At 60.7% G+C, this 26,628-nt stretch carries 26 protein-coding genes; 6 read left to right on the top strand and 20 right to left on the bottom strand.

Annotated features, from left to right (window positions below; genetic code table 11):
• Positions 1–301 precede the first annotated feature (301 nt).
• From AC559A_RS11425 to AC559A_RS11410, 4 genes are all read left to right on the top strand, one after another.
• Positions 302–691 carry a response regulator gene (locus AC559A_RS11425; protein WP_028571246.1) on the top strand — a complete coding sequence of 130 codons (390 nt, stop codon included), beginning with the start codon at positions 302–304 and terminating at the stop codon, positions 689–691.
• Between the two features lie 25 nt (positions 692–716).
• Positions 717–1,286, top strand: a complete 570-nt coding sequence (locus tag AC559A_RS11420) for a hypothetical protein (RefSeq protein WP_028571245.1) — start codon at positions 717–719, stop codon at positions 1,284–1,286.
• 49 nt (positions 1,287–1,335) lie between these two features.
• Entirely contained in the window at positions 1,336–2,802 is a 1,467-nt protein-coding gene (locus AC559A_RS11415; protein ID WP_028571244.1) for an SLC13 family permease, read from the top strand.
• 85 nt (positions 2,803–2,887) lie between these two features.
• Positions 2,888–3,271, top strand: coding sequence for an SgcJ/EcaC family oxidoreductase (locus AC559A_RS11410; protein WP_028571243.1), 384 nt, complete (start codon positions 2,888–2,890; stop codon positions 3,269–3,271).
• A 170-nt stretch (positions 3,272–3,441) separates the two neighbouring features.
• On the opposite strand, the gene AC559A_RS11405 is transcribed toward AC559A_RS11410, so the two are convergent.
• The 7 genes from AC559A_RS11405 to AC559A_RS11375 all read right to left on the bottom strand — a co-directional run bounded on the left by AC559A_RS11405 (position 3,442) and on the right by AC559A_RS11375 (position 10,023).
• Positions 3,442–4,431, bottom strand: a complete 990-nt coding sequence (locus AC559A_RS11405) for a hypothetical protein (protein ID WP_498818020.1) — start codon at positions 4,429–4,431, stop codon at positions 3,442–3,444.
• Entirely contained in the window at positions 4,428–5,009 is a 582-nt protein-coding gene (gene thrB, locus AC559A_RS11400) for a homoserine kinase (RefSeq protein WP_498818019.1), read from the bottom strand. The genes AC559A_RS11405 and thrB overlap by 4 nt, the downstream gene beginning before the upstream one ends.
• Before the next feature lie 188 nt (positions 5,010–5,197).
• Entirely contained in the window at positions 5,198–5,923 is a 726-nt protein-coding gene (locus AC559A_RS11395) for an ABC transporter ATP-binding protein (RefSeq protein ID WP_498818018.1), read from the bottom strand.
• Positions 5,920–6,687 (bottom strand): ABC transporter ATP-binding protein, encoded by a 768-nt coding sequence (locus AC559A_RS11390; RefSeq protein WP_028571239.1) that lies wholly within the window; start codon positions 6,685–6,687, stop codon positions 5,920–5,922. The genes AC559A_RS11395 and AC559A_RS11390 overlap by 4 nt, the downstream gene beginning before the upstream one ends.
• Before the next feature lie 19 nt (positions 6,688–6,706).
• Positions 6,707–7,720, bottom strand: coding sequence for a branched-chain amino acid ABC transporter permease (locus tag AC559A_RS11385; protein ID WP_498818017.1), 1,014 nt, complete (start codon positions 7,718–7,720; stop codon positions 6,707–6,709).
• Between the two features lie 136 nt (positions 7,721–7,856).
• Positions 7,857–8,780 (bottom strand): branched-chain amino acid ABC transporter permease, encoded by a 924-nt coding sequence (locus AC559A_RS11380; RefSeq protein WP_028571237.1) that lies wholly within the window; start codon positions 8,778–8,780, stop codon positions 7,857–7,859.
• A gap of 85 nt (positions 8,781–8,865) precedes the next feature.
• Positions 8,866–10,023 carry an ABC transporter substrate-binding protein gene (locus tag AC559A_RS11375; RefSeq protein ID WP_051434307.1) on the bottom strand — a complete coding sequence of 386 codons (1,158 nt, stop codon included), beginning with the start codon at positions 10,021–10,023 and terminating at the stop codon, positions 8,866–8,868.
• 437 nt (positions 10,024–10,460) lie between these two features.
• Between AC559A_RS11375 and AC559A_RS11370 the strand changes: the two genes are divergently transcribed.
• Positions 10,461–12,617: a methyl-accepting chemotaxis protein gene (locus AC559A_RS11370; protein WP_051434306.1), complete on the top strand. Its 2,157-nt coding sequence runs from the start codon at positions 10,461–10,463 to the stop codon at positions 12,615–12,617.
• A 65-nt stretch (positions 12,618–12,682) separates the two neighbouring features.
• On the opposite strand, the gene AC559A_RS11365 is transcribed toward AC559A_RS11370, so the two are convergent.
• A complete protein-coding gene (locus AC559A_RS11365; protein ID WP_498818016.1) occupies positions 12,683–13,588 on the bottom strand; it encodes a 50S ribosomal protein L11 methyltransferase in 906 nt (301 codons plus the stop codon).
• Positions 13,589–13,698: 110 nt separating this feature from the next.
• Positions 13,699–13,905, bottom strand: a complete 207-nt coding sequence (gene uxx1 / locus AC559A_RS11360; protein ID WP_492207358.1) for a UXX-star selenoprotein family 1 — start codon at positions 13,903–13,905, stop codon at positions 13,699–13,701.
• Positions 13,906–14,040: 135 nt separating this feature from the next.
• Here uxx1 and AC559A_RS11355 point away from each other — a divergent pair, with 135 nt between their 5' ends.
• Positions 14,041–16,242: a bifunctional alpha,alpha-trehalose-phosphate synthase (UDP-forming)/trehalose-phosphatase gene (locus AC559A_RS11355; RefSeq protein ID WP_498818015.1), complete on the top strand. Its 2,202-nt coding sequence runs from the start codon at positions 14,041–14,043 to the stop codon at positions 16,240–16,242.
• 204 nt (positions 16,243–16,446) lie between these two features.
• Here the strand turns inward: AC559A_RS11355 and pyk are convergent, their stop codons facing one another.
• From pyk to AC559A_RS11300, 11 genes are all read right to left on the bottom strand, one after another.
• On the bottom strand, positions 16,447–17,889 hold the full coding sequence (pyk, locus tag AC559A_RS11350; RefSeq protein ID WP_498818014.1) for a pyruvate kinase: 1,443 nt from the start codon (positions 17,887–17,889) through the stop codon (positions 16,447–16,449).
• An 82-nt stretch (positions 17,890–17,971) separates the two neighbouring features.
• On the bottom strand, positions 17,972–18,253 hold the full coding sequence (locus AC559A_RS11345; RefSeq protein ID WP_028571231.1) for a type II toxin-antitoxin system RelE family toxin: 282 nt from the start codon (positions 18,251–18,253) through the stop codon (positions 17,972–17,974).
• Positions 18,243–18,494 carry a type II toxin-antitoxin system Phd/YefM family antitoxin gene (locus AC559A_RS11340; RefSeq protein WP_028571230.1) on the bottom strand — a complete coding sequence of 84 codons (252 nt, stop codon included), beginning with the start codon at positions 18,492–18,494 and terminating at the stop codon, positions 18,243–18,245. The genes AC559A_RS11345 and AC559A_RS11340 overlap by 11 nt, the downstream gene beginning before the upstream one ends.
• 179 nt (positions 18,495–18,673) lie before the next feature.
• Positions 18,674–19,225, bottom strand: coding sequence for a Na+/H+ antiporter subunit E (locus AC559A_RS11335; protein WP_084031824.1), 552 nt, complete (start codon positions 19,223–19,225; stop codon positions 18,674–18,676).
• A gap of 9 nt (positions 19,226–19,234) precedes the next feature.
• Positions 19,235–21,067 carry a complex I subunit 5 family protein gene (locus tag AC559A_RS11330; RefSeq protein WP_498818013.1) on the bottom strand — a complete coding sequence of 611 codons (1,833 nt, stop codon included), beginning with the start codon at positions 21,065–21,067 and terminating at the stop codon, positions 19,235–19,237.
• Between the two features lie 219 nt (positions 21,068–21,286).
• Positions 21,287–22,798: a complex I subunit 5 family protein gene (locus AC559A_RS11325; protein ID WP_498818012.1), complete on the bottom strand. Its 1,512-nt coding sequence runs from the start codon at positions 22,796–22,798 to the stop codon at positions 21,287–21,289.
• Positions 22,795–24,351, bottom strand: coding sequence for a complex I subunit 5 family protein (locus AC559A_RS11320; protein WP_498818011.1), 1,557 nt, complete (start codon positions 24,349–24,351; stop codon positions 22,795–22,797). Before AC559A_RS11320 ends, AC559A_RS11325 begins: the two co-directional genes overlap by 4 nt.
• Before the next feature lie 14 nt (positions 24,352–24,365).
• On the bottom strand, positions 24,366–24,734 hold the full coding sequence (locus AC559A_RS11315) for a sodium:proton antiporter (protein ID WP_498818010.1): 369 nt from the start codon (positions 24,732–24,734) through the stop codon (positions 24,366–24,368).
• Positions 24,731–25,747, bottom strand: coding sequence for a hydrogenase subunit MbhD domain-containing protein (locus tag AC559A_RS11310; RefSeq protein ID WP_498818009.1), 1,017 nt, complete (start codon positions 25,745–25,747; stop codon positions 24,731–24,733). The genes AC559A_RS11315 and AC559A_RS11310 overlap by 4 nt, the downstream gene beginning before the upstream one ends.
• Positions 25,744–26,181 (bottom strand): cation:proton antiporter, encoded by a 438-nt coding sequence (locus tag AC559A_RS11305; protein ID WP_498818008.1) that lies wholly within the window; start codon positions 26,179–26,181, stop codon positions 25,744–25,746. Before AC559A_RS11305 ends, AC559A_RS11310 begins: the two co-directional genes overlap by 4 nt.
• A 4-nt stretch (positions 26,182–26,185) precedes the next feature.
• Positions 26,186–26,485, bottom strand: a complete 300-nt coding sequence (locus tag AC559A_RS11300) for an MrpF/PhaF family protein (RefSeq protein WP_028571226.1) — start codon at positions 26,483–26,485, stop codon at positions 26,186–26,188.
• Between the last annotated feature and the right edge of the window lie 143 nt (positions 26,486–26,628).

The raw sequence follows: 26,628 nt of genomic DNA, 5'->3' as shown, positions 1-26,628 counted from the left end.
TTTCCCGCCCCTTTCTCTCGTCCCTGGCACAGACTCTCGACAGTCGGTCGCCTTCCCGCGGTTTCGACTCTTTCAAGCCATCTTGATTTACGTGAAAAAAAAAACTATCGGGGAATGTCTCGAAATGAGACTAGCGTTGACGTGGCAATTCAGCAGGGCTTCTCAAGGCGAAACAAAATGAAACGCCTCAACGCCATGACCAAGGACAAGCCTGGTCGATGGAAATCTCCATTGGCATGTGCTTTTTTGAACAAACTGTTTCAGACCCGTCCCTGAAGGCGATCCGGCCGATGGAGAACCGATGCCCCTACTTGTCGTCGAGTCCGACCAGCTCTTTCGGGACAACCTGGTCCATCATCTCCGCCAGCGCGACTTTACGGTCTATACCGGCGAGAATCTGGACGACGTTTTGCACCTGCTCAAGGAACGAACATTTCGCGTCATTCTGCTCGGCCTGAGCGGAGTGGGCCAGAAGGGTCTGGAGATGTTGCGCGCCATCCGCTCCGCCAGTCCGTTGACCAACGTTATCCTGATGACCACCCCGGATTGTTTGCAGTACTCCATTGAAGGCATGAAAATGGGAGCCTTTGACGACATTCTGGCGCCCTGCGACATTGACTTGCTGTGTACCAAGATCAAACTGGCTGAAACCAAACCGCAAACCATATCCCCGCACGAACCGAAAAGCTGATGGGGATGCAACAGGAGGACATCTCGTGGACACGACGTTGACAATTCGCGAACTTATGCGTCCCGTGGATCAATTTCCACGGATTTCCGATCAGGCCTATTTTTACGAGGTCATGCTGGCCCTGGAAAAAGCCAATGAAGAATTTCTGGCCGGCTCGGGCAAACAGCGCATCCTGCTGGTGGAGGACCAGAGCGGGGCCGTCGTGGGCAAGATTTCGCCCAAGGACGTGGTCCGCGGCCTGGAGCCGCAATACGACAAGATCGACAGCTTCAAGGACGACATCCGCTACGGCCTGCCGCAGATCGTGGAATCCATGAAGCGGGACTACATGCTCTGGCAGGAACCCCTGAGCGACCTGTGCCACAAAGCCGGGGAAATCAAGGCCGAACGCCTGGTCAGCAAGCCGGGGGCCCTTCATTCAGTAAAACTGACGGACCGCATGGACAGCGCCTTTCACCTTTTCGTCACCACCGGGCACGACTCCCTGTTCGTCATGGAGGAAGAGAACATCACCGGCTTGCTGCGCTTTTCCGACGTCTACACGGCCATCTGCAAGGTGGTACAATCTTGCGGCCTCAAGCCTTCCAAAGCGTAACGACCCTTTCACCACTACAATTCCCGAAAACATTTAAGGAGGACGAGGCGTGAGCGCTGCACAAGCAACCCCATCCAAAATTGATTTCAAACGGCTGTTTTTTCTCTTTCTCGGCCTGTTCCTGTTTACGGTCGTCTATTATTCGCCACCATGGCCCGACGCAGTAGACCCCATGGGCAAATCCTTCGTCTTGTCGCCGCAGGGCAAGGCCGCCTTGGCCCTGTTCCTGCTGGCCGGAACTTGGTGGGTGTTCGAGGTCTTGCCCATCGGCGTCACCGGGCTGACCATCGGCGTGGTCCAGGCCCTGTTCTTCATCCGACCGGCCCAGGACGCCTTCAAGGACTTCATGGACCCCTCGGTCCTGTTCATCTTCGGCTCCCTGATCATCGGCGCGGTGTTCACCAAGGTGGGCATCACCAAGCGGCTGGCCTACAAAATGCTGATCATCGTGGGTGAGCGCACGTCCATGATCTATCTCGGCTGTTTCGTGGTCACGGCCCTGCTGACCCACGTCATGGCCCACACCGCGGTGGCCGCCACCATGTACCCGCTGCTGCTGTCCATTTACGCATTGTACGGCGAGGGCGACCGGCCCACCAAATTCGGCAAGGGGCTGTTCATCGGCATGGCCTTCGTGGCCGGGGCCGGCAGCATCGTCACCCTGCTCGGCGCGGCCCGGGGTATTGTCGCCCTGGGATTTTACGAGGAAATTACTGGAAAGAGCATCTCCTTCTTCGAGCTGACCTACTACATGTTCCCCATCGGCTGGTTGATGGTTTTTCTGCTTTGGGGCTTTTTCATGATCTTCCTCAAGCCGGAAAAAGACGTCATCCCCGGACTGCGGGACAAGGCCCGTCAACTCAGCGCAGATATGGGGCCGATCACCCGCAACGAGATCGTGGCCTCGGTCATCATTTTCGGCGTAATCCTGTTCCTGTCCCTGCAGTCCTTCATCCCGGCCCTGGCTCCCTTCAACAAGGCAGCGGTGCTCCTGGTCTCCACGATTCTCTTTTTCATCTTGCGAATCCTGGACATCAAGGACCTGGAAGACGTTCCGTGGAACATCATCCTGCTCTTCGCCGGAGCCATGAGCATGGGCTTCTGCCTCTGGCAGACCGGAGCCGCTGAATGGCTGGCCATCAACTGGCTGGGCTTTTTCACCGAGGCCCACTGGTTCGTCTTCGTCATGGCCATCGCCTTCTTCGTCATGCTGATGACCAACTTCATCATGAACGTGGCGGCCATCGCCATCTCCATCCCGGTGTCCCTGGTGGTCGCCCCCTACCTGGGCGTGGCTCCGGAAGTCATCGTCTTCGCCTGCCTGGTCACCGCGGGCATGCCCTTCCTGCTCCTGGTCGGCGCGGCGCCCAACGCCATTGCCTACAACTCCAAGCAGTTCACCAGCGGTGAATTCTTCGCCTACGGCATTCCGGCCTCCATCATGCTCATGGGCTTGGTGGGTCTGGCCGTGCTGTTGATCTGGCCGCTGTTGGGCATGCCGATCCTTCTGGATTGATCCGGCTGAGGCCGACATCACCCCAATCCTCCCGGCCCGCAACCCGGGCCGGGAGGCCAACCATACAAACAAGGAGAATCCAAACATGAAGTGCAAGGAAGAAATCAGCGCCCTGTTCGACAAGTGGAACCAGGCCGTCCAGAGCGGCAACCCGGACAACGTGGTGGCCATGTACGCCTTCAACGGCATCCTGCTGCCCACGGTGTCCAACCAGGTCCGCCACAACCACGCCGAAATCCGGGACTACTTCGTCCACTTCCTGGCCAAGAAGCCCAGCGGCGTGATCAATGAAAGCAACATCCGGGTCTACGGCGACATTGCCATCAACTCCGGGGTGTACACCTTCACCTTCAGCCCCGACGGCCAGGAGCCCTTCTCCGTGGCCGCCCGGTTCACCTACGTCTACCAGTGGTTCGGCGACCACTGGCTGATCGTGGAGCACCACTCCTCGGCCATGCCGGAAAAGTAAGAAAAGCTTAAAAAAACGGCCCCGCGAGAGCGGGGCCGTGCAAGTCAGGTGAGGAGTGCCAAGAGCGGCACTCGCAGCTGCGGTACAGAAGCAGGAAGAACTCGCCAGCTTTGCCCCGTAATAGCCTATACGACAAGCTAAAGAATCCTGACCCAGAAGACCGGAATTCTTTAGAAAAACAGTCGAAACGGAATAATCCGCTTTTCCAGCAGGTAGTTCAGGATGGGGTCGCGGCCCTGGAGGACGACGCGTTTGGTGGGGGATTCCTGGATGATCAGCAGGGGGACGCCGCGAAAGCCGCTGTTGCGCAGGAACGTGCCTCCCTTGCGCGCGGCATCGGCGACCTGGGGCTGAATGGCGATGTCCGGAGCGGCCGATTGCTCCACCAGGAGAATGGCTTGGAACGGGTTGTCGGCGGTTTCCGGCAGGCCCAGAAGGGCCGTGAGCTTGCGCTGGTCCTCGGGCTGGGTATCCAGGGGCACGAGGTTCCATTCGCCGCTGACAGGGGGATGCGTGGCCAGGCTGGCCAGGACATGGGTACAGAAGGGGCAGTGCAGGCTGAAAAAATAGTACAGCTGAGGATACGTGGAGGAGTCCGCACGGTGGGTGATCAGGACGGTCTCCCGCAGGTCCGGGGTTCGCTCGGGGAACAGGAACATTGCCTGGGAAGCAAAGGCCGCGGTCCAAACGGCCAATCCCATGACCACGGCGGCCAGGGACTTCCGGGCTGCTCCGTAGGCCAGCAGAATCAGCAACAGGGCCACGCCCACGGCATAACAAAGCACGCAGGCTTCCTGGATCCCGAAACGCTGGAAGCCCAGGATGCCACCGTCGAACGCCAAGCCGGCGGTCAAGATGATGGCGATGAGCAGCCAAAGCCAGTTCTTGTCCCATTGCCGGGCCAGAAAAAAAGCGCCGGCCAGAAGCCAGAAAAAGATCACTCCCAAGCCGATAAAGGCCTTTTCGCCGAATTTGACGAAGGTCCCGACCACCGCGCATCCCGCAGTGGGGCACAACCCACCCCGCCCGGTCTCCATCAGCCAGTATTCCAGACTCAAGGCCAGAGCCGCGATCACGGACAAAATCACCGGCATCCAGGAAATAATCACGCTTCCACGATCCGGTGCGCCCAGAGCAATGGGTCCTCTTTTTTGCTTCATGTTTGTCCCGATGTTTTTTTCAGTTGGTCTTGCAGCCACGGACGAAGTCGTTCCAGAGCGTTGTTAATGGAGCAATCGTCCATGTCCAGAGCCAGGTCCGCGGCGGCCTGGTAGAGCGGTTCGCGCTCGGCATAAAGCTGTTCCAGGCTTTGTCCCGGCCGTCTGGCCAGGCCCCGGCCCCGGGCATCCCGGACCCGATCACAGACCGTGCCCACCCCGACCCGCAGATAAACCACCGGCCCCAGTTCCCGCAAGCGCCCTACAGCTCTGGGTCCGTAGACCACGCTCCCGCCGGTGGCCACCACGGTCCGCCACAGCCAGAGCTTCGCCACCACGTCTTCTTCGGCCCGCAAAAAGCCATCCAGACCGAACCGGTCCAGCAATGTCTGCAAGGGAGCGCCCCAGTGCGCCTCCATCAGCCGATCCGTATCCACCAGCGCCCAACCCAAATCCTGGGCCAGGGCCCGGCCCAGGGTGCTCTTCCCGGCCCCGGCCATGCCGATCAGACTGACGCAGGGCACGGTCCGCGGGGCGAGGTCTGGAGAGGTTTTGCGGAGGTCGGGATAAGGGATGGGCATGGGGAAGCTGGAAGTCAGATCACAATCGAGGTCGAAATCGAAATCGCGATCGAAATCGGAATTGGCATCAGAAAACTGTTGGTATCGAATTGTGAAGCATTTTTGTCAGAGATCGATTTCGATCACGATTTCGATTTCGATACCGATATCAGATAATGGTTGAGGGTCGAGAACAAATCTGCCCAGGACTACCCGCCGAGATAGGCCTTCTTGATCTCCGGGTGGTCCATGAGTTCGGAGCAGGGGCCGGAGACGCGAATCTCTCCGGTATCCAGGACGTAGGCCCGGTGGGCGAACTGGAGGGCCAAGCGGGCATTCTGCTCCACAAGCAGAATGGTCATGCCGTTCTGGTTCAGGCGTTTCAGGGCCCGGAACATGTCGTACATCAACAGCGGGGCCAGGCCCATGGACGGCTCGTCCAGCATCAGAAACCTGCATCCGGTCATCAGGGCCCGACTCACGGCCAGCATCTGCTGTTCGCCGCCGCTCAGTGATTCGCTACGCTGGTGGCGGCGTTCATGCAACCGGGGAAACAGGTCGAAAATCTGTTGGTATTCCTGTTCCAGATTCTCGCCGGGCTTCCGGGAATACGTGGCCAGTTGCAGGTTCTCCATGACCGTCAGGTTGCCGAAAATATGCCGCCCTTCCGGGCAGAGGGCGATCTTCAGGTTGGCCACCACACCATGGGCCTGGATTTTCAACAGGCTTTGCCCTTGAAAACGGATGTCCCCTTCCGTGACCCGGGGGGCCTCCGGCGGGGTCAGGCGGGCGATGGACATCAGGGTGGTGGATTTCCCCGCGCCGTTGGCCCCGATCAGGGTGACCACCTCGCCCTGATCCACATGAAAGCTGATTCCGTGCAGGGCCTGAATATTACCGTATTTGACCTTGAGGTTATCCACTGAAAGCATCACAGCGCTCCATCTCCCAGATAGGCTTTGATCACGTCGGGATTGTTCTGAATCTGGTCGGGCGTGCCTTCGGCAATGGTCGCGCCGAAGTCGATCACCTTGATCCAGGTGCACAGGCTCATGACCACGTCCATCTGGTGCTCGATCATCCAGATGGTCAGCTTGAACTCCTTGTGAATCCAGCGGATCAGTTCAATCAGGCCTTCGATGTCCGTGGAGTTCAACCCTGCCGCCGGTTCGTCCAAAAGCAGCAGGGACGGCTTGCCCGCCAGGGCCCGGGCGATCTCCACCCGTCGCTGCAATCCATAGGGCAGGTTTCGGGGACACTCCTGGGCATGGCGGTCCAGGCGCAGGGCTTCCAGTATTTCATGGGCGCTGTGCTCGATATCCGCCTCGGCCCGTTGATAGCGACGGGTCCGGACCAGGGCGTCCACCAGATTGTAGCCCAGGGTCTGGTGCCGGGCCAGACGGATGTTGTCCAGCACGGTCATGTCGTGCCAGAGCCGGATGTTCTGAAAGGTTCGAGCCACGCCCAGGGCCGTGATCTTGTGCGGCTTGAGCCGTCGGGTGTCCGTGCCCTTGAACAGAATGTTTCCCTGGGTGGGCTTGTAAAAGCCGCTGACCAGATTGAAGACCGTGGTCTTGCCCGCGCCGTTGGGGCCGATCAGACCGTTCAGCTCGCCGCCGTCAAAGCGCAGGTTGAAGTCGGACAAGGCGCACAAGCCGCCAAAAACCTGGGTCACGGATTGAATTTCCAGCAAGGCCATTTATCGCTCTCCTCCCACCCTACTTGAACTGAAACCAGCGGCGCAGGCGCGGAAAAATATCGGACAGCTCCCGGTTGCCCATGATCCCTTCGGGCCGGAAGTGCATCAAAATGATCAGCATCAGGGGCACGATCACCCATTTGATGATCTGCAAGGGCCGCATGGCCTCCATCAGCAGCGTGAACAACACGGCGGAAAGCACCGATCCGGTCAGGGAGCCCATGCCGCCCAGATAGACCATGACCATGATTTCCGTGGTTTTCAGGATCCCGAAGGCTCCGGGGTTCACGTAGCCCAGGACGTGGGCGAACAGCCCTCCGGCCAGACCGGCCAGACCGGAGGAGAGCATGAACGCCACCACTTTCATCTTGTTGGTGTTCACGCTCATGATCTCCGCGGCCACCTCGTCCTGACGGATGGCGATGATCCCCTTGCCGTAGGTGGAGGAGACGAAGCGCCGGATGATCCAGACGGTGAAGACGGTGCAGATGAAGATCCAGATCATCATCCAGGGCAGCTCGATCACGTCCTCCATGAACACCACCACGGAACGCATGCCCATGAACCCACGAGGGCCGCCAATGGCGCTGATGTTTTCGATGGTGCTCTTGATGATGTACAGGGAAGCGATGGTGATGATGGCTAGGTAGTCGTCCCGGGTCTTGAACGAGGGAATGGCCACCAGCAGCCCGGCCAGGGCCGCGGCCACGGCGCCGCCCAGCAGACACAGGGGAAAGATGATCAGGGCCAGCTCCGGGGACAGCACCGCCGGTCCGAAAACCCGGTCGTCGGTGAGCAGCCAGACCGAAAGCAGGGAGGAAACATACGCTCCCACGGCCATGAACCCGGCGTGCCCACAGGAGAACTCGCCCATGTAGCCGTTGACGATGTTCAGGCTGGAGGAAAGGATGATATTGATGCCCATGAACATGATCACGGACTGGATGTAAAGATCGATCATGCCGCCCTGGCTCATGCCGATCAGTCCGGCAAAAACCGCGGCCAGCAATATGGGGACGGTAAAACGCTGCATGGATTCGGTCCGCCTGTGCAGGATAAGAGGTTCAGGGGTTCACGGTTCAGCGGTTCAGCGGTTGATCAGAAAAAAACAAGAGGCCACGTTCAGTTCAGGTTGCAACAACCGTGAACCGTTGAACCCTTGAACCGCCCTAGATCTTCGTCGTCTGGGCCATGCCGAAGATGCCCGTGGGTTTGATGGACAGGATCAGCAGCAGGATGCTGAAGGCGATGAGGTCCCGGAAGGTGGACGGGAAAAAAGCCACGACCATGATTTCCAAAAAGCCGAGCAGAAAGCCGCCCACGAAGGCCCCCCGGATGTCCCCGATCCCGCCGACAACCGCGGCGATAAAGGCCTTCCAGCCAATCATCGCGCCCATGTACGGTTCCAGGACCGGATAGGACATGGAATAGAGCAGTCCGGCCAGCCCGGCCAGGGACGAGCCGAGAATAAAGGTGATCACCACGATGGTGGCCACGGGAATGCCCATCAGCGGAATGGCGAAGCGATCATAGGAAATGGCCCGCATGGCCATGCCGATTCGCGTTTTGGAGATGATGGTGTAGAGCATGGCGAAGACCAAAAACGCGGCAAGAATGGTGGCCACGCGCAGATTGGTGAACGTGACCCCGCCGATGGTGTACACGCTGCGCTCCACCAAATCCGGAAAGCTGCGCCGGCTGGCGCCCAGCACGGCCAGGTTGGCGTGCTGGAGAATCAGGCCGCACATCAGGGCCGTGATCACCACGTACAGCCGGTGCGCCCCCTTGTTGCGCAACGGGCGGTAGGCCACCCGCTCGATGGTCACGCCCACCCCGGCCGTGAGAATCATGGTGATGGGAATGGTCAGGAGCAGCACCATGGGATTGGAAAGGCCGAAGGAAAAGTCCGTGTACGTGCCCATCAAAAAAGTGGCCGCAAAGTAGGCGATGAACGCGCCGACCATGAAGATGTCGCCATGGGCGAAGTTGATCAGGCGCAGCACCCCGTAGACCAGGCAATAGCCCAGGGCGATCAGGGAGTAGAAGCTGCCCCACTGCAAGGCGTTCATGATGTTCTGAAACAGTGATTCCACGACAAGCCCTCGGGAAGAAAAGGTTGGAAGCTGATCCGGGACGGACGTTGAACGTCCGTCCCGGATCAGTGATTATTAGATCAGGTTACGGACAAACGGACTCGGTGAATTCGAATTCGCCGGCGTCGTTGATTTTGACCACCACGGCGCACTTGATGGGGTCGCCTTCGTCGTCGAAACGCATGGAGCCGGTAATGCCGTCGAACTCTTCGATGGCGGCCATGGCGTCACGGATGGCGGCCCGGTCGTTGCGCAGGTTGCCGGTCAAACCGCCGGTGGATTGGATGGCTTCAAGGACCAGACGTGTCGCATCCCAGGTCAGGGCGGCCACGTCGTCCGGCGTGTAGCCGTACTTGGCCTGGTACTTCTCGATGAAATCCTTGGTGGCCCCGGTGGCCCCGGCAGCGGCGTAGTGGGTGGAGAAATAGTGGCCTTTGCACAGGTCGCCGCACAGGGTCATCAGCTCGGCGGAGCCCCAGGCGTCGGCGCCCATGAACGGGCCGGTCCAGCCCAGGTCGCTGGCCTGGCGCACGATCAAGGCCACTTCGTTGTAGTTGTTGGGCAGGAAGATGAAGTCCGGCTGGGCCGCGAGGATCTTGGTCAGCTGGGCGCTGAAGTCTTGATCCCGGTCGCCGTAGGATTCAAAGGCCACAACGGAGCCTTTGCCATTTTTCGATTCAAAATCATCCCGAAAAAATTCGGCCAGTCCTTTGCTGTAATCATTCGCCAGAGCAAAAAGCACGGCTGCCTTGTCGGCATTAAACTGCTTCATGGCAAAATCCACGGCCACGGGAGCCTGAAACGGATCCAGGAACGCAGCTCGGAAGACCCAGGGACGATTCAGTGTCGCATCAGGATTGGTGGACCAGGGAGAGATCATCGGAGTGCGGTTGTCGTTGGCCACCTGCCCGGCGGGCACGGCCTGCTTGCTGGACTGCGGGCCGACAATGGCCAGAACGCGGTCCCGGTCGATCAGCTTGAGCATGGTCATGACCGCGGACTCCGGTTTGGATTCGTTGTCCTCGTAGATGAAGCGCAGTTCATGCTTGACTCCGCCGATTTCCAGGCCGCCCTGGGCCATGATCTCCTCACGCAGCATTTCAGCCGCGTAGCGGGAGGATTCACCAACCTTGGGAATGTCCCCGGTCAGCGGGATGACGAACCCGAGGGTGATGGGATCGGACGCATCGGCCCGGGAGTACTCGCCCTGCCCTCCCAAAACAAAGAAACATCCAAGAATCATTACCGAAAAAAGAATACTTACTCGCCGTAAAGACATCGCTCGCCTCCTGAATAAATGGTTAACGGACCCACTACCATGGGATGAAGGAGGACTTAGACGAAGTTTCAACAAAACAAAAGAGGTTGTGCCTATTTTTTTAACCAAATTTTACGATTCTGCCCATCCAGGCATCCCTCGGCTTCACATGATCTTCGTGAAAACATGAACAAGAGTGGCGATTGCTTGACCTCAATTTGTTTTCTTGGCAAAGCCTCGAGCAGTCTTATGAAAAAAACAAGCTTGTGAGCCGTAAACCTCGATATTTCAGCAAATCCAATCAAATCATTACAATTTAGTCAACTTTCGGCTTTCACAAGAACGTGACGTCTCAGACAGCGGTTGTCGCCGTCGCATCTTTGATCACTCCCATAATACCCGCCACAACAGGAGAGTTTTCCGTGCGCATCAAGCTCCGTGAAAAAGTATTCATCCCCTTGTTCATCGCCCTGCTCATGCTGGGCGCGGTCATGTATTTCGTAACGGACTCCAATCTGAAACGTCTGAGCAACGAATTCGTCACCCAGATCGGCCTGGGCAAGGTGGCTGAGATTGAAGCGGCCATGGATATGGCGAGCATGAAAGCCCAGGAATTGACGGCGCTGTTCACCAGATTGCAGGCGGTCCAACGGGCCTATCAGATCGCCCTTTCCGGAAACATTGACGACGAGGCCGACCCCATGCTCCGGCAGGCCCGCCAGATGTTACGCAACGAATTGCTCCACACCCTGCAAGGTTACGAGGCGGTGATGGATGACCGACTGAAACTCCACTTTCACCTGCCCAACGGGAGAAGCTTGGTACGTTTGTGGCGGGACCACAACTTCCGGCGTGACGGCGAATGGATCGACATTTCCGACGATATCTCCGGCTTTCGCCAAACCGTCATGGAAGCCAACCGGGAACGGCGCATGGTGCAGGGTCTTGAGGTCGGCGTCGGAGGCTTCGACATCCGTAGCGTCTTGCCCCTGACCTCCACCCGGGGCGAACACCTGGGCAGCGTGGAGATGCTGGTGGAATTCGAACCAATCCTGCGGACCGCGGCCGCTGGGGAAGGACAGCACCTGCTTCTGTTCATGAATTCGGACTTGTTGCACATCGCCCAGCGCCTGCAGGACGCTCAAAAGCATCCGTTAATCGGAAATCAGTACGTACAGGTCTCCGGGGCAGACGATCCGGCGGTGAACAGCCTGATCACCCCAGCCCTGCTCGGCCAGGCCAAATCACAACTCTCCGTGGCCATCCATGACAACTTCTCCCTGACGGCTTTCCCGCTGGAAGATTACGGCGGACGACAAATCGGGGTGATGGTTTACGTTCTGGACATTTCCAAAGAGCAGGAACTGATTCGCCACATCACCTGGTTGTTGATCGGGTTGATCGGGGTCATTCTTCTGGTCTTCGCCGTGGTGGGCCAGGCCACGGTGTGGGCCGCGATTCTCAAGCCCATGAAGCAACTGCTCGGCTTTGCCCAAAAAGTCGGTGCCGGCGATCTGGAAACCCGCGTCAACCTCGCCTCCCGTGACGAAATGGAAGAACTGGGCATTGCCATGAATACCATGGTCGGCAACCTGCGGGATAAAATCATCGAGGCCGAACAAAAAACCAAGGAAGCGGCCGAAGCCGTGGACCGGGCCAACGTCTGCACCCAGGACGCCGAGGAAGCCCGCAAGGAAGCTGAGCGGGCCCGCCGGGACGGCATGCTTCAGGCCGCGGAGCGCATCGACCAGGTCGTGGCCCAAATCGCCGCTTCGGCCCAGGAGATGTCCAGACATGTGGATACCGCAAGGCAGGGATCCGAGCAGCAGAAGATGCGCACCGGGGAAACAGCCACGTCCACGGAACAGATGAACGCCACGGTGCTGGAAGTGGCCAAAAACGCCTCCCATGCGGCCGAAGGCTCGGATCAGGCCAGGATCAAGGCGCAATCCGGCGCGGACATCGTTCAAAACGCGGTCAAGGCCATTGCCGACGTGCAGCGCAACGCCCTGGATCTGAAAAAGAAGATCACCAGCCTGGGAGAAAAGGCCGAGGGCATCGGTCGGATCATGACCGTCATCGACGACATCGCGGACCAGACCAACTTGTTGGCCCTGAACGCGGCCATCGAGGCGGCCCGGGCCGGAGACGCCGGACGCGGCTTCGCCGTGGTGGCCGACGAAGTCCGCAAACTGGCCGAGAAGACCATGACCGCCACCAAGGAGGTCGGCGACTACATCTCCGCCATCCAGGTGGAGGTCCGGGACAATGCGGCCAGCGTGGACCAGACCGTGGAGTCGGTCAAAGGCGCCACCCAGTTGGCCGCCAAGTCCGGCAAGGAGCTGCGGGAAATCGTCAATCTGGCCGAATCCACCTCGGACCAGGTCCGCTCCATCGCCACCGCGGCGGAACAGCAATCCGCGGCCAGCGAGCAGATCACCCGCTCAGTGGAGGAAATTGACCGCATTTCCACGGATAACGCCGAAGCCATGCAGTCGACATCCAGGGCTATCAAGGATCTGAACGCCGGCCTGGGGGAATTGGACAGCCTTGTGGAGGAATTGAAGCGCGTCGGATAGCAGCAGTCGATAATGGCGATAAAAGCAAAGGCCTCACGTCGGAGACGACGTGAGGCCCTTGCCGTTCATGACCAGATCAGCGCGACCCATTCACCCTCCGTCAGCCTTCGTGGGGTGGCCAGCCCTTGGTCGCGATAGGCGTTTTCCACCCGCTCGGCCTGCTCCCGAAGAATACCGGACAGGACCATGCCCGCCCCGGACTCCAGGCGTCGAGCCAGGGTCGGCGCCATATGCACCAATGGACCGGCCAGGATATTGGCCAAAATCAGCCCGAAGCGCCGGTCCGGATCAAGTATCTCCAGCCCGCCCTTGCGGATGGCCACTCCTTGGGAAACGTCGTTCAGAGCCATGTTTTCCAATGCGTTGGCCACGGCCACGGGATCGATGTCCAGGGCCAGACCGGTCATCCCGAGCTTGGCGCAGGCCAGGGCCAGAATGCCCGAGCCGGTTCCCAGGTCCAGAAACCCGGTATTCCCGGAAACGGCCTCTTCCCTCCACAACATGGCGATGGCCTTCAGACAAAGGGCCGTGGTGGCGTGATGCCCGGTGCCAAAGGCCATTTTCGGCTCGATGAGCAAGGGGATCAGCCCCGAAGCCTCGCCCTCCGACTTCAGCCAGGGCGGCAGCACCAGGAACGTGTCCTCAACCCGCACGGGAATGAAGAACTCTTTCCAGGATTCACTCCAGTCCTGGTCCTCATACGTGGACTCGGAACAGACCACGCCCGGCCACTCCCGCCGAACGTCCCGCAGGAGTTCACTGGCCACGCCGCGCGGGAACTCCTGAGCCGGGTCCGAATCACGGCCCGTTGCCTTCGTCTGGTCCTCGATTTCACAATAGATCACAAACCGAACCCGCCCGGACTCCGGATAATCCACCTCCCACCCCCAGGACACCCGTTGCGCCAGAAACCCGGCAAACCGATCCTCATCCTCTTCCACCACCAGCAATTCTATTCGCGATAGTTTCATGGTGCTCCAATCATTGCGTAATGGGTAACGTAAAAACCCGGCATTCAGCGCACGAATCGCACCGAACGCCGGGCCAGGAATTTTCGGCGACCGCCGAAGGTCTAGACGCCTCAGGTTCCCCCAAAGCCCACGGTCACCTTTCCGTCGGCCACGATAACGGGCACCTTGCGCCGCCCCTGGCTGAGCTTCAGCATTTCTTCCATCCGGCCGGCATCCATCTTCACGTCATAATAAACATGGCCGGGATTCGCCTCACGGGCGTTGGTGGTATAGGGTCAGCCCTGCTTTCCGTAGATAATCGTCTGGCTCATGGTCATCCTCCTTGTTTTGAAGTGTCAGAGATCAAGGTGATGTTTGACATTCACCGCTTTCCTGAGTCAACCTGATAGTCGACCGTTGAGCGGAGCCGGAAGGCTCCGGCCTGAACCTGATATGGACTGCAAGGAGCAAGAATGCGTCTCGTCATCGTATCCAATCGACTGCCCATCAATCTGGTGGAGGAGGACGGCAGAATCATCGCCAAGGAATCCGTGGGCGGACTGGCCACGGGGTTGAATTCCTACCTGGACTCCCTGGACCAAAATTCACCGTTCAGCGGCGACCCGCTGTGGATCGGCTGGCCGGGGATGTATCTGGACGACCCGAGCCGATTCGACTTCTCCTCCCGGATCATGGGCAAGTTCCGGATCTGTCCGGTCAACGTGACCCCGGACCAGATGGACAGCTTCTACCTCGGGTTCTGCAACTCCACCCTCTGGCCCCTGTTCCACTATTTCCCGTCCTATGTCGAATTCGACGAGGCGTCCTGGGACAGCTACGTCCAGGTCAACGACATCTTCCGTCAAGCCGTGGAGTCCGAACTGGAACCGGACGACGTGGTCTGGGTGCATGATTACCAGATCATGCTCCTGCCGGAGATGATCCGTTCCCATAGACCGGACGTGACCAGCGGCTTTTTCCTGCACATTCCTTTCCCATCCTATGAAATCTTCCGCCTCCTGCCCAGCACCTGGCGCACCCGTCTGCTGCAAGGTCTCTTGGGCTCGGATCTGATCGGCTTTCATACTTATGACTATTCCCAGCATTTCCTGCGCAGCGTCTCGGCCATTCTGGGTCTGGAGCACCATCTGGGCAAGATCATGGTCGGGGACCGGCTGGTCAAGGTGGACACGTTTCCCATGGGCATCGACTACCACAAATTCGCCCAGGCCGCCCGGGACCAGCGCACCCAGGATGAAAAACGCGAACTGCGCGATTCTCTGGGGTCAACCAAGATCATGCTTTCCATCGACCGTCTGGACTACAGCAAGGGCATCGCCAACCGGCTGCGGGGGTACGAGAAATTTCTGGAACTGTACCCGGAGTGGCATGAGCGGGTCGTCCTGATGTTGGTGGTGGTCCCGTCCCGTACCGGGGTGGGCAAGTACCAGGAGATGAAGAAGCAGATCGACGAGTTGGTGGGTGCGATCAACGGCCGGTTCGGCAAGCTGTCCTGGTCCCCGCTCATCTACCAGTACACCACCTACCCGCTGCGCGAACTGACCATGCTCTACGACATCAGCGACGTGGCCCTGGTCACTCCGCTGCGCGACGGGATGAATTTGATCGCCAAGGAGTACATCGCGGCCAAGACCGACGACCTGGGGGTACTGGTGCTCAGCGAGACCGCCGGAGCGGCCATCGAACTGGGAGAGACCCTGATCGTCAACCCCAACAGCCTGACGGACCTCGCCGAAGCCATTCACAAGGCCCTGGAAACGCCGGAAGAGGAGCAGCGCCGGATCATGACCCTGCTCAAAAACCGGTTGGAGCGCTTTGACGTCAACCATTGGGCCGAGGACTTCATGAATTCCCTGCTGCACGTCAAGGCTGAACAGGAACAAATGGAGTCCACGTTCATCAGCGCCGACGCAGCCGGGGAGATGGTGCGCCAATGCAAGTCCGCCTCAAGCCGCCTGCTGCTGCTGGACTACGACGGCACCCTGGTACCCTTTCACGACGCGCCGTCCATGGCCTGCCCTTCGGAGGAAATCCGGGCCACTCTCCAAACCCTGGCCGCCCTGCCCGAGACCCAGGTGGCCATCTTCAGCGGCCGGGACAGGCACAACCTGGAGCGCTGTCTGGATGGCCTGCCCGTGGCCCTGGTGGCCGAACACGGGGTCTGGGTTCGGGAGACCGACGGCCAGTGGCGAATGATCCGCCCCCTGCTCAACGAATGGAAGGATCAGATCCGCCCGATCCTGGAGCGTTTCAGCTCACGGGTGCCGGGTACCTTTGTCGAGGACAAGGACTTTTCCATGGCCTGGCACTATCGCCAGGCAGATCGCAACCTCGGTGCGCAACGGGCCCGGGAACTGGCTGAAACCCTGCGAGGACTGGCCTCCAACGTGGGCATTCAGATCCTGCAAAGCCCCATGGTGGTCGAAGTGCGCAGCGCCGGAATCAGCAAGGCCGTGGCCGCCATGCACTTCAGCTCCAAGCGACAGTGGGACTTCATCCTGGCCATGGGCGATGCGGAAAGCGACGAGGAAATGTTCAAAACCCTACCGGACCATGCCGTAACCCTCCGTGTCGGCCACGACCTGTCCCACGCCACCTACAATATCCGCAATCCGCGAGGTGCCGGGGTGCTGCTGAAGAACTTTACGTTGTGACCGGAAACCGGCCCCTGGCGCCGCGGCGGTCTTATACCGTTTCTCATTCAATCATGCTTTATTTGCTTGAGAAAATGCACTTCTCGGTGTCGGCGTCGGTATCGCTATCGGGATCGATAATGTTTATGTGCCAACAACCTGAATTCGATCCCGATTCCGATACCGATAGCGACACCGAAGAGAATCATTGAATTGGAAATGGTATTACTTCACGTAAATCTTGACCAGGTTCGTGGCCACGCGGTCCTGGCGGGGTTTGGGCTGGCCGGCGGTGATGACCACGGCCTCGCCGGTGGCGAAGAAATCCGGGTTGCTGTCCACGAAGTACTCGGTTCGGTCCAGGTGATCCGAAAGTTGTTCCTTGATGGAGTGCGGCAGGACGCCTTTGGAGAAATTCAGGAACTGACGCGCCGGGTAGTCCGGGCAGAGGGCGTGGATGGGCTGTTCCGGGCGACAAGCGCTGAGATGACGGATCGTGGCCCCGGAAATGCTGTGGGCCACCAGAGCGCGAACCTGGGCTTTTTCCGCAAGTAGGCAGGCGGCATAGGCCAGGAACCAGGCCGGATCGGATTGATCCTTGGGCGCTTTCGGCCCCCGATAATGTTTCGCGCCGAAGCGCTCGGCCTCCAGGCCGATCTCCCGCATGGTCCGCACCGCTCCCAGGGGATGGTTGCCGATGGCGGTCTCCTCGGAGAGCATCACGCAGTCCGTCCCGTCGTGAATGGCGTTGGCCACGTCCGTGATCTCGGCCCGGGTCGGCACGGGATTGTCCACCATGGACAGCAGCATCTGGGTGGCCACGATCACCGGCTTGCCGGCCTGGTTGCAGGCTTTGATGATCTCTTTTTGCAAGCCCGGCAGGGTGGCCAGGGGGCACTCCAGCCCCAGGTCGCCCCGGGCGACCATGATCCCGTCCACCAATTCCAGAATCTCCTGAAGATTCTCCACGGCGTTGCGCCGCTCCAGCTTGGCGATCACCGGAACCCGGTGGCCGAGGCGCTCCATCTCGTTGATCAGAGAGCGGATGTCCTGAGCGTCCTGAACAAAGGACAAGGCCACCACGTTCACCCCCAACTCCAGGCCATAGGCCAGGTCCTGGCGATCCTTGGGCGTGAATGCCGGCAATGGGCTGACCTTGCCGGGAAAGGCCACGCCCTTTTTGGACGACAACAAACCCGCGTTGAGCGCCTTGAGCAGAACCGTCCGGGCGTCGGGCTTTTCCACGACCTGGAACTGCAAGCCGCCGTCGCTGAGGGTCACCGTATCCCCCCTCTCCAGGACTTCCAGCATATTCGGCTGATCCAGATCCACCCAGCGCAATCCTTTGATGCTCTGGCCGACGGCCTCCATATCTTTTTGCCCACCCGGCAGACCCATGTACAGTAAATCATCCTTATGCACGTCCCAGGGAGCGTCCGCGATTTCACCGATCCGGATTTTCGGCCCCGAAAGGTCCTGCAACAGACTCAGAGCAACGTCCATCCCGGTCTCCAGTTTCTTCAACCGGGCAATGATCGTTTCAAAATAGGACCGGTCGCCATGGGAAAAATTCAACCGAAAGATGCGCACCCCTTGCTCGATCATTTGGCGCAGCATGTCCTCCGAATCGATTGCCGGCCCTACCGTGACCACGACTTTTGTTTTCATGCGGTTGTCTCCTGAGTTGGATATGAATTAAGCAAACAGCGGGTTTTCGGAAGTTACCATGGATCACCCGATAAGCCACGCTTCAGCGCTTCGCCGCCGTCTTGTAAACAGAACCACGCTCACGCTTCCCCACTGCGATGACCACAATCACGAGCGTCGCGTCACGGACTTCGTAGACCAGGCGATATCCCGCACTTTTCAGCTTGATCTTATATCGGTTCGCGCTTCCGGACAAACGAGAAGCTGGAATATGTGGGTTGCGCAGTCTTTCCTGGAGCTTACGTTTGAATTGTTCTCGGAGATGTTCACTCAGCTTTTGCCATTCCTTCAAGGCTTGCTCCTTGAATCGCAGCTTATAATTCATCGAGACTGACTTCCACTTCCGGCTGATCCTTGCGGGCATCGGCCAATGCGTTCAACTCCAGGTCTTCCAGCCTGTCCATGAGGGCCTCGTAGGCCCTGGACGGAACACAGTAAAAGGCCGGTTTGTTCCGGTTCAAAATCGCCACGGGAAAGCCGTCTCCCGCCTCCACGGTCTTCATGGGATTTTTCTTGAGATCGGATATGCTGGCCGTAGTGTCCACGAGAACGAGATTTGTCGGCATGAGATGTCTCCTGCAATTATTAGCTGAAACTCTCCAATAAGATCTAAAAAAAGGTCTCGTCAAGCTGATGCCCGACTTGCAGCCATGGCGCCATGGAAAGATAACTAACTGAATTTTAAAATATATATGCCCTGCAACAGACCGTTGCCTTTCCCGAAGAGTTACGCGTCCATTCCGGATCAGCCGACGTATCCGCCGCCCTGAAACATCCCCGCGATCCTCCGTTCCAGCTCCCGTAAGGTCGCGGAGTCCGCGAGACGTTGGTCCAGGACGTGGATCCGGGCTTTGTCGCCTTGCAGGTCCACGGCGGCCGTTCCGGGCAGGAGGCTGACCACCCAGAGGAAGAGCACCCGGACCGACTCGGATTCCTGAGCAAAGACGTGAGTGATCACGGTGGGCGTCAGGTCCACCCGAAGCCGCATGGCCCGCGAGGCCACGTCCAGGCCGCCAAGCAGGGACTGCCACAGAAAGTACGGCAAAAAACGGACCACGGCCAAAGGCCGCAGGGGCCAGGACCTTGGCGGCAACAACCGAAAGCTGGCCAGCACGGCCAGTCCGACCCCGAGCAGCCCCAGGATGGAAAGGAGTGATCCGCCTTCGGTCAGAATCCACCAGAGCAGGCTGAATCCCAATATCCGGGCCAAGATGCCGCCCGGGCGGGGAAGACTCCACTCGGGACTCCGGGCCGATTCAGAAGAATTATCCCTGGACTCGATTCTCGATTCCGCCATGGCCGCCACCTACCCCAACCAGGTCAAGACCAGAAAAACCAATACAAACCCGACGAACAACACGCCCACAGTATGCCAGTACAGCAGCCGCCGCTCGATCCGGTCCGGAACGGTCTGCATCCACCGGCTTTGCAGAATCCGGTCCGACCAGGCCACGAAATCAATGGTCCCGCAGGCCGGATCACAGTACGGGCTGCCCAGCCACCAGGAACGCAGGCGGATCAAGCCCCGCTCCACGGCAGCCAGGGCCAGATCGTCCAGCCCCTTGCTTTCACCGTTGTCCCGGCTCATGCGGAGAAACAGACCGGCGGCCAGCAGTCCCAGGGCAATGGGCCACAGTCCATCCCAGAGGCTCTTCCAGCCTTTTCCGGCAAGCCCATTCAACGCATTGAACGATTCCGGCAACACAAGCGACGTCAGGGGAACCACTCCCAGCACCAGGGCCAACAGACCGCCCCAGGCCAAAAGCAGACCCCACCTCGCCTTCGCGCTCTTCAATTCCTGAGCGGCCCCGCCGTGTGCCTGAGAACGGCCAACTTCAGCGGCCATGCCGCGCCAGACCCGCCAGAGAAACATGGCCAGCAGCAGGGTCGTGCCCACGGCGGTCAAAGGCAGCACGGCGCTGAAAAATTCGCTCCAGACCGGCGACAACTGCCCGGCTCCGGATTTCAGGGACTGCTTGACCAGGGCTCCGCCGGTGAACGGCGCTCCGGCCAGGACCAGCCCGGCAGCGGCCAAGCCGGCCAGGAGCCACCGCGCCCGGGCCGTCCCCCATTGCGTCGCCTTGGCCACGCCGACGCCGAGAAACAGCGCGCCCTTGGCCAGGCCGTGGACCAGCACGAACAGCAACATTCCCGCCGACAGGAGGGCATCCTCCGGAGACGTTCCGCCGTCCTGGCTTTGAACGGCCAGGGCGAAGCCCACGGCCATGGTCATCAGCCCCATCTGACTGACGCTGGAATAGGCCAGGATGGTCTTTGGGTCATGCCGGGTAAACCCGACCGCGGCGGCATAGACCGCGCCGGACAATCCCAGCCAGGCCATCACCATCCCCCAGGCCGCCGGCCCTGCAAAGAGCGGAAACAGTTGCAGCCAGCCCAGCAGGCCGATCTTGATCATCACCCCGCTGAGCACCGAGCTGGCCGCGGTGGGGGCCGCCGGGTGGGCCAGGGGCAGCCAGAGGTGCAGCCCGATCACCCCGGCCTTGATCCCGAACCCGACCAGGGCCAGGGAGAAGACCAGGGTGTTTCGGTTCCATCCGGCCTCCGTGCTTGCCAGGGCCTGGGCAGCGTCCGTGAACAGCAGGCTGTCCGCGATAATCCCGGCATAGAAAAAGGCCGCGGCCAGCAGCACCTCGCCGATCACGGTCATGATCAGATAGATCTTCCCGGCATGGAGCGCCCTAGGCGTCTGGTCGTGGATGATCAACGCGTAGGCGGCGAAACTCATCATGGCGAAAAAGACATAGAACGAGGCCAGGTCCTGGGCCACGCAGACCCCGATGTTGCCGCTCAAGGTAACCAAGAAAAAGAAGGCGAACCGAAAGCGATCCCGACCGTCGGACCCGCCTTGCGCCGCTGACCGGGCGAACAGGCCGGCGGCGGTCCAGAGCACGGCGGCCAAAAGCAGAAAAACTCGCCCATAGGTCCCGAAATGCAGTATGGTTTCCAGAAACAGGGCCGGAAAGACGCCCGGCGTCACGCCTCCGCCGAGCAAAGCGAGCCCCAGGGCCGGCAACGACGCCAGCCAAAGTCCCGGCCCGGCGGCCAGGCCTCGCGTCCGGGCATGGCCGAGCAGGCAGCAGAAGAGCAGCGGAAAGCCGATGACGGTCAGCCAGATCATTTCGCTTGAATGCCTCTCTTTCCTTCCAGGATGGCCCTATGCGGAAGGTCGTCGTAACGTAGGGGCGGACCTATGTGTCCGCCCTTGCGGATGGCCGATCCTTCCGTGGTTTGTTCAAGAACGATTTCGATTTCGGTTTCGATCGCGATTTCGATTTCGATTTCGATTTCGATTCAGTCGGAATATATCGAGAAACCGAAAACAAAAGAATCCCGCGATTCACGGAAAAGCCCCCCGACCCATGGTGATCATTTCCGCCACGCCCAAGGGGCTCCACTCCCATCCGGCGAACACCCCGGCGGCCAGGGAGAAAAAGGCCGTGGCCAGAGTGGGCAGCAGGAGCATCCACGGCGCCTCCCAGATTCCGCACCGGGCCTGTTCGCCGCCAGGTTCCGGCTCTCCTCCGCAGGGCCGAAACCAGGCCCGGTGCAGGATGGGCAGGAAATAGGCCGCGTTGAGCAGGCTGCTGAGCACCAGGACCGCCACCACCCAATCCTGCCCGGCCTGGATGCCGCCCTGGGCCAGGTACCATTTGCTGACAAACCCGGCCACCGGCGGAACCCCGATCATGCCCAGGGCCGCGATGGTGAACAGGGCCATGGTCACGGGCATGGTCCGGCCCAGGCCGTCCATCTGGTCGATGCGGTGGATATTCCTGGATCGGGCGAAGATACCGGCGCAGAAAAACAGGGTGATCTTCATGATCCCCTGATGAACCAGATGGGCCAGCCCGCCCACCGTGGCCAGGGGGCCGAGGATCACCGCGCCCAGGGCGATGTAGGACACTTGGCTGACCGTGGAATAAGCCAGGCGGCGCTTCAGTTCATTCTGCATCAAGGCCCGCAGGGAGCCGAAGAGGATCGTGGCGACCACCACGGCGGCCAAGGGCTCCAACACCCCGATCTGGGCCGCGAAGTCCTTGCCGAAGACGTCCTGAACCACCCGGAGCACGCCGAAAGCACCGGCTTTGACCACGGCCACGGCGTGCAGCAAGGCGCTGACCGGGGCCGGGGCGACCATGGCCGCGGGCAGCCAGCCATGCAGGGGCACGAAGGCGATCTTCACGGCCAGCCCGCAGATCAGCAAGGCGAAGATGATCCGAGCCTCCCACGGCCCGATGTGCTCCAAGCTCCCCAGGACCCCGCCGGAAACGAAATCATAGGGACCGGCCAAGGTTTGAAGCCCGACCACGCCCAGAAACAGCACGGCCCCCGCGCTCATGGCGTACCACAGATACGTCCGACCGGCGGCCAGGGCTTGCGGCGTGCCCTGGTGGACCACCAAGGGATAGGTGACCAGGGTCAGGAACTCGTAGAAGATGAAAAACGTGATCAGGTTTCCGGCCAGGGCCACGCCGGTGGACGCAGTTACGCACAGGCTGAAGAACCCGAAAAAACGGTTCCGGTTCCGGGATCCTTTCAGATAACCCACGGCATACAGGGTTGTCAGGAACCAGAGATTGCTGGACAGAGAGACAAAGGCCAGGGACAGCAGGTCCACGTGCAGCACGAAGTCGAATCCCAGACCCATGGTGAAGCGCGCTTCGTACACGGCCCCCTGGACCAGCACGCCCCAGGCCATGACAAAAACCCCGACCACCTTCACAGTGGCCCCGGTCATGTTCAGGGCCGTCCGCCACCCGGAACGCTCCTCGGGCAGGAGAAAGATGATCAGCCCGGTAAACAAAGAGCTGCACAACACGATCAACGGCAGCCAGGAGGTCATGGTCATGGCCGGCCTCCGCCGAAATTTCCCATCAGCACCGCATCAAAGGGTGGTTCGAGCCCCATGTCTCGAAGCAGCAAAGCAATCACTTCCTCGGCCCGGAATCCGAACAGCACGCAAAGCGCGGCCAGAATCAGGGCCGACAGGGTCATCAACGCGGGAACCGGACCCAGCTCCGGAATGCCGGAATTCCTCGAGACCTGACGTTCGTCGGCATCCGTATCGGCGTTTGAATCATCTCCGCCCACCGGCACAAAAGTAAATGAAAGAATCTTGAAGACATAGGCCGCGGTGAGCAGGCCGCCCAAGGCGATGACCACGGCCCACCACCATTGCCCGCTGGCCAGGGAGGCCTTGAGCAACATCCATTTGGCCACGAATCCGGCGCTGGGCGGCAGGCCCATCAGGCTCACCCCGGCCACGCCCAGGGTAAAGGTGACCACGGGCAGCCGCCCGGCGATGTCCCGCATGGCCGCCAGTTCGTCCGTGCCCATGGCCAGCAGCAGGCAGCCCGCGGCCATGAACAGGGCCGCCTTGGCCAGCCCGTGGGAAAAGACATGGAAGACCGTGCCGGTCCAGGCCATGCTCGCCCAGCCCTCGCTCCAGGCTGCCCCGCCCGAGGGCGTGAGCAGGGCGAAAACAAAAAACAGATACCCCAGTTGGCCCACCGTGGAATAGGCCACCAGAAGCTTCAACCGGGTCTGACGCACGGCCTGGAGGGAACCCCAGAGCACGGCCGCGGCCCCCAGGACGCCCAGCAACTGCCCCGCCACCGGGGCCGTGACGTCTGGAAAAACCACGAACCAGATTCGCAACAACAGGAAAAACGACGCCTTGGTCACCATCCCGGAAAGGATGGCGCTGACCGGGGCCGGAGCTCCGGCATGAGCCGGAGGCAGCCAGAAATGAAACGGCAGCAGCGCGGCCTTGATCAGCAATCCGCCGGTCATCAGCCCAAAGGCGACCAGCACGGGAAACGAACCGTCCACGGATTCGGCCAGCAGAAAGATGTCCAACTGACCGGTCTGGGCGTAGAGCAGGGCCACGCCCAGCAGATAGATCAACGACCCGAACATGGTGGCCAAGAGGTAGCGCAGCCCGGCCACCAGGGAGTCGTTGGTCCCGGAAAGCACGGTCAACCCCACGGCCCCCAGCCCGACCATCTCCAACAACACGTAGGCGTTGAACACGTCCGCGCTGAGATACACGCCGTTCAACCCGCCCCAGAGCACCAGCCAGACGGGCCAGAAATAGGGCTCCATCCGTGCGTATTCCCGTCCCCGTCCGAAAAAAGCCAGGGCATACACGCCCACCAGCAGGCCGACGATAGCAGTGAGCAACAGGAACATCGCCCCCAGGCCGTCCAGATACAGTCCGATGCCCAGGGGCGCGGCCCACCCGCCCAGGTCGATCCGGACCGGGCCAAAGAGCCAGACATGGCGCAGCAGCGGCAGACAGGTCCAGGCCGTGACCGCTGAGGCGGCCAGTCCGGTCCAGGCCACGGCCCGGCCCCGGAGCAGCAGGCAGGCCACGCCGCCCACGAACGGAATCAGAATCATCCACGCCGCCTGACTCATGGAATCGGCCCGTCCTTCGTGCTTGAAGCATCTTCGGACCACTCCTTGTTCGCGTCCCTGCCTTGCCCGCGTTCCCTGGCCAGGCCCTTGTGTTGAGCCTGGTAAATCCGGCGCAACAGGGCCAGGGCAAAAGCCGTGGCGCTGATGGCCACCACGATTCCGGTCAGGACCATGGCCTGGGGCACGGGGTCGGCAAAATCTCCCTGATTACGATACGCCGTGCTGATCAGCAGCAGAAACACCCCTCCCGCGATCACGTTCAGGGCCATGATCTGCCGCAGCAGATGCCTGCGGGTGATCAAGCCGTGGACGCCCAAACCCGCCAACAGGGCCGCGGTCAGGGAGTACACCAGAAAGGTGGTCATTGCTCGTCCACCACCAAAACCACGGCCACCAGCGCGGCCAGGGTCACGCCGATGGACACGGTGGCCGCGACCTCCAAGGCCAGAATCAGCGTACCGGCCCAGGCCGACGGGTATTCCAGGGGAAAACTTTGCGGTCCAAACGCGGTCAACACGGCCAGGAGCAGGATGGCCGCGAAGCCCACGACCACGCAGGAGAGCAAGGCGGTCCGAGGCAGCCGATCCACGGAAGACAAGCCGGTCAAGCGCAGCAGGACCAGCCCGGCTGCCAGGACCACTCCGGCCTGAAAGGCTCCTCCCGGAGCGTGGTCTCCCAGCCAGAGCAGGTGCGCCGCGACCAGCACGACCAACGGACCCAATAGGCCCACCAGTCGACGCGGCAAGGGCGAAGGGGCCGGACGCTTGGGCAGCCCGCGCAGGTCATGCGCCCCGCGCACCCCGAACACGCCCATCAGGGCCAAAAGCAGGACGCCCAACTCCAGCCAGGTATCGTACAACCGGAAGTTGAGCAGCACGGCGGTCACCGGGTGCTCCACCCCGGAAGAGCCCAGTTTTTGGGCCACGACCCCGGTCAGTCCGTCCCCGTGGCGCGGCAGGTCCAGGACGGCCAGGACCAGCAACGCTGTCAGGGCAACGGCCCCCACTCCGGCCAGGAGATAGTGGAAACGGCCCGGGCAGGCCGCGGCCTGGTCCAGTCGGCAGGCCCCGGCGACAAAAGGCTCGTCAGCGGGGCCGCTCCCTTGAGAGGGTTGGCCGGTTTGGCCAGCCTGGTCAGCCTGGGGCTCGATACGCTTGAACGTCCCGAACAGCAGCACCCCGGCCAGCCCCGCGCCCACCGCGGCCTCGGCCAAAGCGATGTCCGGGGCGCGAAGGCGCACCCAGGCCAGGGCCAGAAACAACCCGAAGGAGATGAACAACACCGTGGCCTGGAACAGATCCGAGGCTTGCAGCAACCGCCAACTGACCAGCAGCAGGGCCCCGGCCAGCAGCAAATCAAAAACCAGGGACGGGGTCATGAGGTGGGGCTCTTGGGGTTTGTGGGGCCTATGCGACCTATAGGACCAATGGGGCTTATGGGGCTTATGGGGCTTATGGGGCTTGAGGAATGGAATGAATTGATGCCGGTATCGCGGGGCGTTTGGTTTTCGACATCGTCGCCGCCTTGCTCTTGGACCAACATGTTGCGGCCCAGCAGGAAGCAGATGGATGAACTGCCCGCCAGGGCCACCAGCCAGATCAAGAGAATTTTCAGGGCCGTGCTCACGGAGCCGCTGGTTACCATCAAGGCAAGGGCGATCAGCCCCAGGCCGAGGTTGTCGGCCTTGGTCAAGGCATGAATCCGGCTCATGGCGTCCGGAAACCGCAGCAGCCCCACTGTCCCGGCCAGAAAAAAGAATGCTCCCACCAGGCAGAGCAAAACAGCCGATCCCGAGACCACCGCGTCGAACACGATCCTACCCCCCCGCCCCGCCGCCGGAGTCGCGACCCTTGCCGCGCCCGTCGTGCTCTCGAGAACCGCGCACAAAGGCCATCACCGCCAGGACGGCCAGGACGGCGAAGACCATGGCCGTGTTGCGCATGGCCGGGGCATCGAAGGCCGCGGCCAACAGCAGCAACACGGCCACCCCCGTGGTCCCGAAAAGTTGGACGGCCACCAGCCGGTCCTCCTGCCGCGGCCCGCGAAACACCCGAATCAGGCCGACGATCATGGTCAGCAGGAGGAAGCAGGCCACGCCGAGATAGAATGTCTGCATAGGGGGCCTTTCAAGGCAAAGTCCATCTGGGTGGTATCTACTCAGCACATTTTATGTCCGTTCTTGATCTGGCCATCGAGATCGGGGTCGGGGTCGGTATCGGAGTCGGAATCGGAACAGGAAGAATTGAGAACGCATCCCAG

This window comes from Desulfonatronum zhilinae (assembly GCF_900182865.1).
Classification (GTDB): domain Bacteria; phylum Desulfobacterota; class Desulfovibrionia; order Desulfovibrionales; family Desulfonatronaceae; genus Desulfonatronum; species Desulfonatronum lacustre.
The sequence above is the reverse complement of the archived record's forward strand: the minus strand, read 5'-3'. Positions and strand labels throughout refer to the sequence as shown.

Bases quoted from the DNA above. Each gene is read 5' to 3' on its own strand.
- pyk (WP_498818014.1), bottom strand. From the start codon at position 17,889: ATGAAAACAAAAGTCGTGGTCACGGTAGGGCCGGCAATCGATTCGGAG.
- AC559A_RS11320 (WP_498818011.1), bottom strand. From the start codon at position 24,351: ATGATTCTGATTCCGTTCGTGGGCGGCGTGGCCTGCCTGCTGCTCCGG.
- AC559A_RS11325 (WP_498818012.1), bottom strand. From the start codon at position 22,798: ATGACCATGACCTCCTGGCTGCCGTTGATCGTGTTGTGCAGCTCTTTG.
- AC559A_RS11375 (WP_051434307.1), bottom strand. From the start codon at position 10,023: ATGATTCTTGGATGTTTCTTTGTTTTGGGAGGGCAGGGCGAGTACTCC.
- AC559A_RS11315 (WP_498818010.1), bottom strand. From the start codon at position 24,734: ATGACCACCTTTCTGGTGTACTCCCTGACCGCGGCCCTGTTGGCGGGT.
- AC559A_RS11355 (WP_498818015.1), top strand. From the start codon at position 14,041: ATGCGTCTCGTCATCGTATCCAATCGACTGCCCATCAATCTGGTGGAG.
- AC559A_RS11385 (WP_498818017.1), bottom strand. From the start codon at position 7,720: ATGCAGCGTTTTACCGTCCCCATATTGCTGGCCGCGGTTTTTGCCGGA.
- AC559A_RS11340 (WP_028571230.1), bottom strand. From the start codon at position 18,494: ATGCCGACAAATCTCGTTCTCGTGGACACTACGGCCAGCATATCCGAT.
- AC559A_RS11365 (WP_498818016.1), bottom strand. From the start codon at position 13,588: ATGAAACTATCGCGAATAGAATTGCTGGTGGTGGAAGAGGATGAGGAT.
- AC559A_RS11310 (WP_498818009.1), bottom strand. From the start codon at position 25,747: ATGACCCCGTCCCTGGTTTTTGATTTGCTGCTGGCCGGGGCCCTGCTG.
- AC559A_RS11425 (WP_028571246.1), top strand. From the start codon at position 302: ATGCCCCTACTTGTCGTCGAGTCCGACCAGCTCTTTCGGGACAACCTG.
- AC559A_RS11405 (WP_498818020.1), bottom strand. From the start codon at position 4,431: ATGAAGCAAAAAAGAGGACCCATTGCTCTGGGCGCACCGGATCGTGGA.
- AC559A_RS11410 (WP_028571243.1), top strand. From the start codon at position 2,888: ATGAAGTGCAAGGAAGAAATCAGCGCCCTGTTCGACAAGTGGAACCAG.
- AC559A_RS11335 (WP_084031824.1), bottom strand. From the start codon at position 19,225: ATGGCGGAATCGAGAATCGAGTCCAGGGATAATTCTTCTGAATCGGCC.
- thrB (WP_498818019.1), bottom strand. From the start codon at position 5,009: ATGCCCATCCCTTATCCCGACCTCCGCAAAACCTCTCCAGACCTCGCC.
- AC559A_RS11330 (WP_498818013.1), bottom strand. From the start codon at position 21,067: ATGATCTGGCTGACCGTCATCGGCTTTCCGCTGCTCTTCTGCTGCCTG.
- AC559A_RS11390 (WP_028571239.1), bottom strand. From the start codon at position 6,687: ATGGCCTTGCTGGAAATTCAATCCGTGACCCAGGTTTTTGGCGGCTTG.
- AC559A_RS11345 (WP_028571231.1), bottom strand. From the start codon at position 18,253: ATGAATTATAAGCTGCGATTCAAGGAGCAAGCCTTGAAGGAATGGCAA.
- AC559A_RS11300 (WP_028571226.1), bottom strand. From the start codon at position 26,485: ATGCAGACATTCTATCTCGGCGTGGCCTGCTTCCTCCTGCTGACCATG.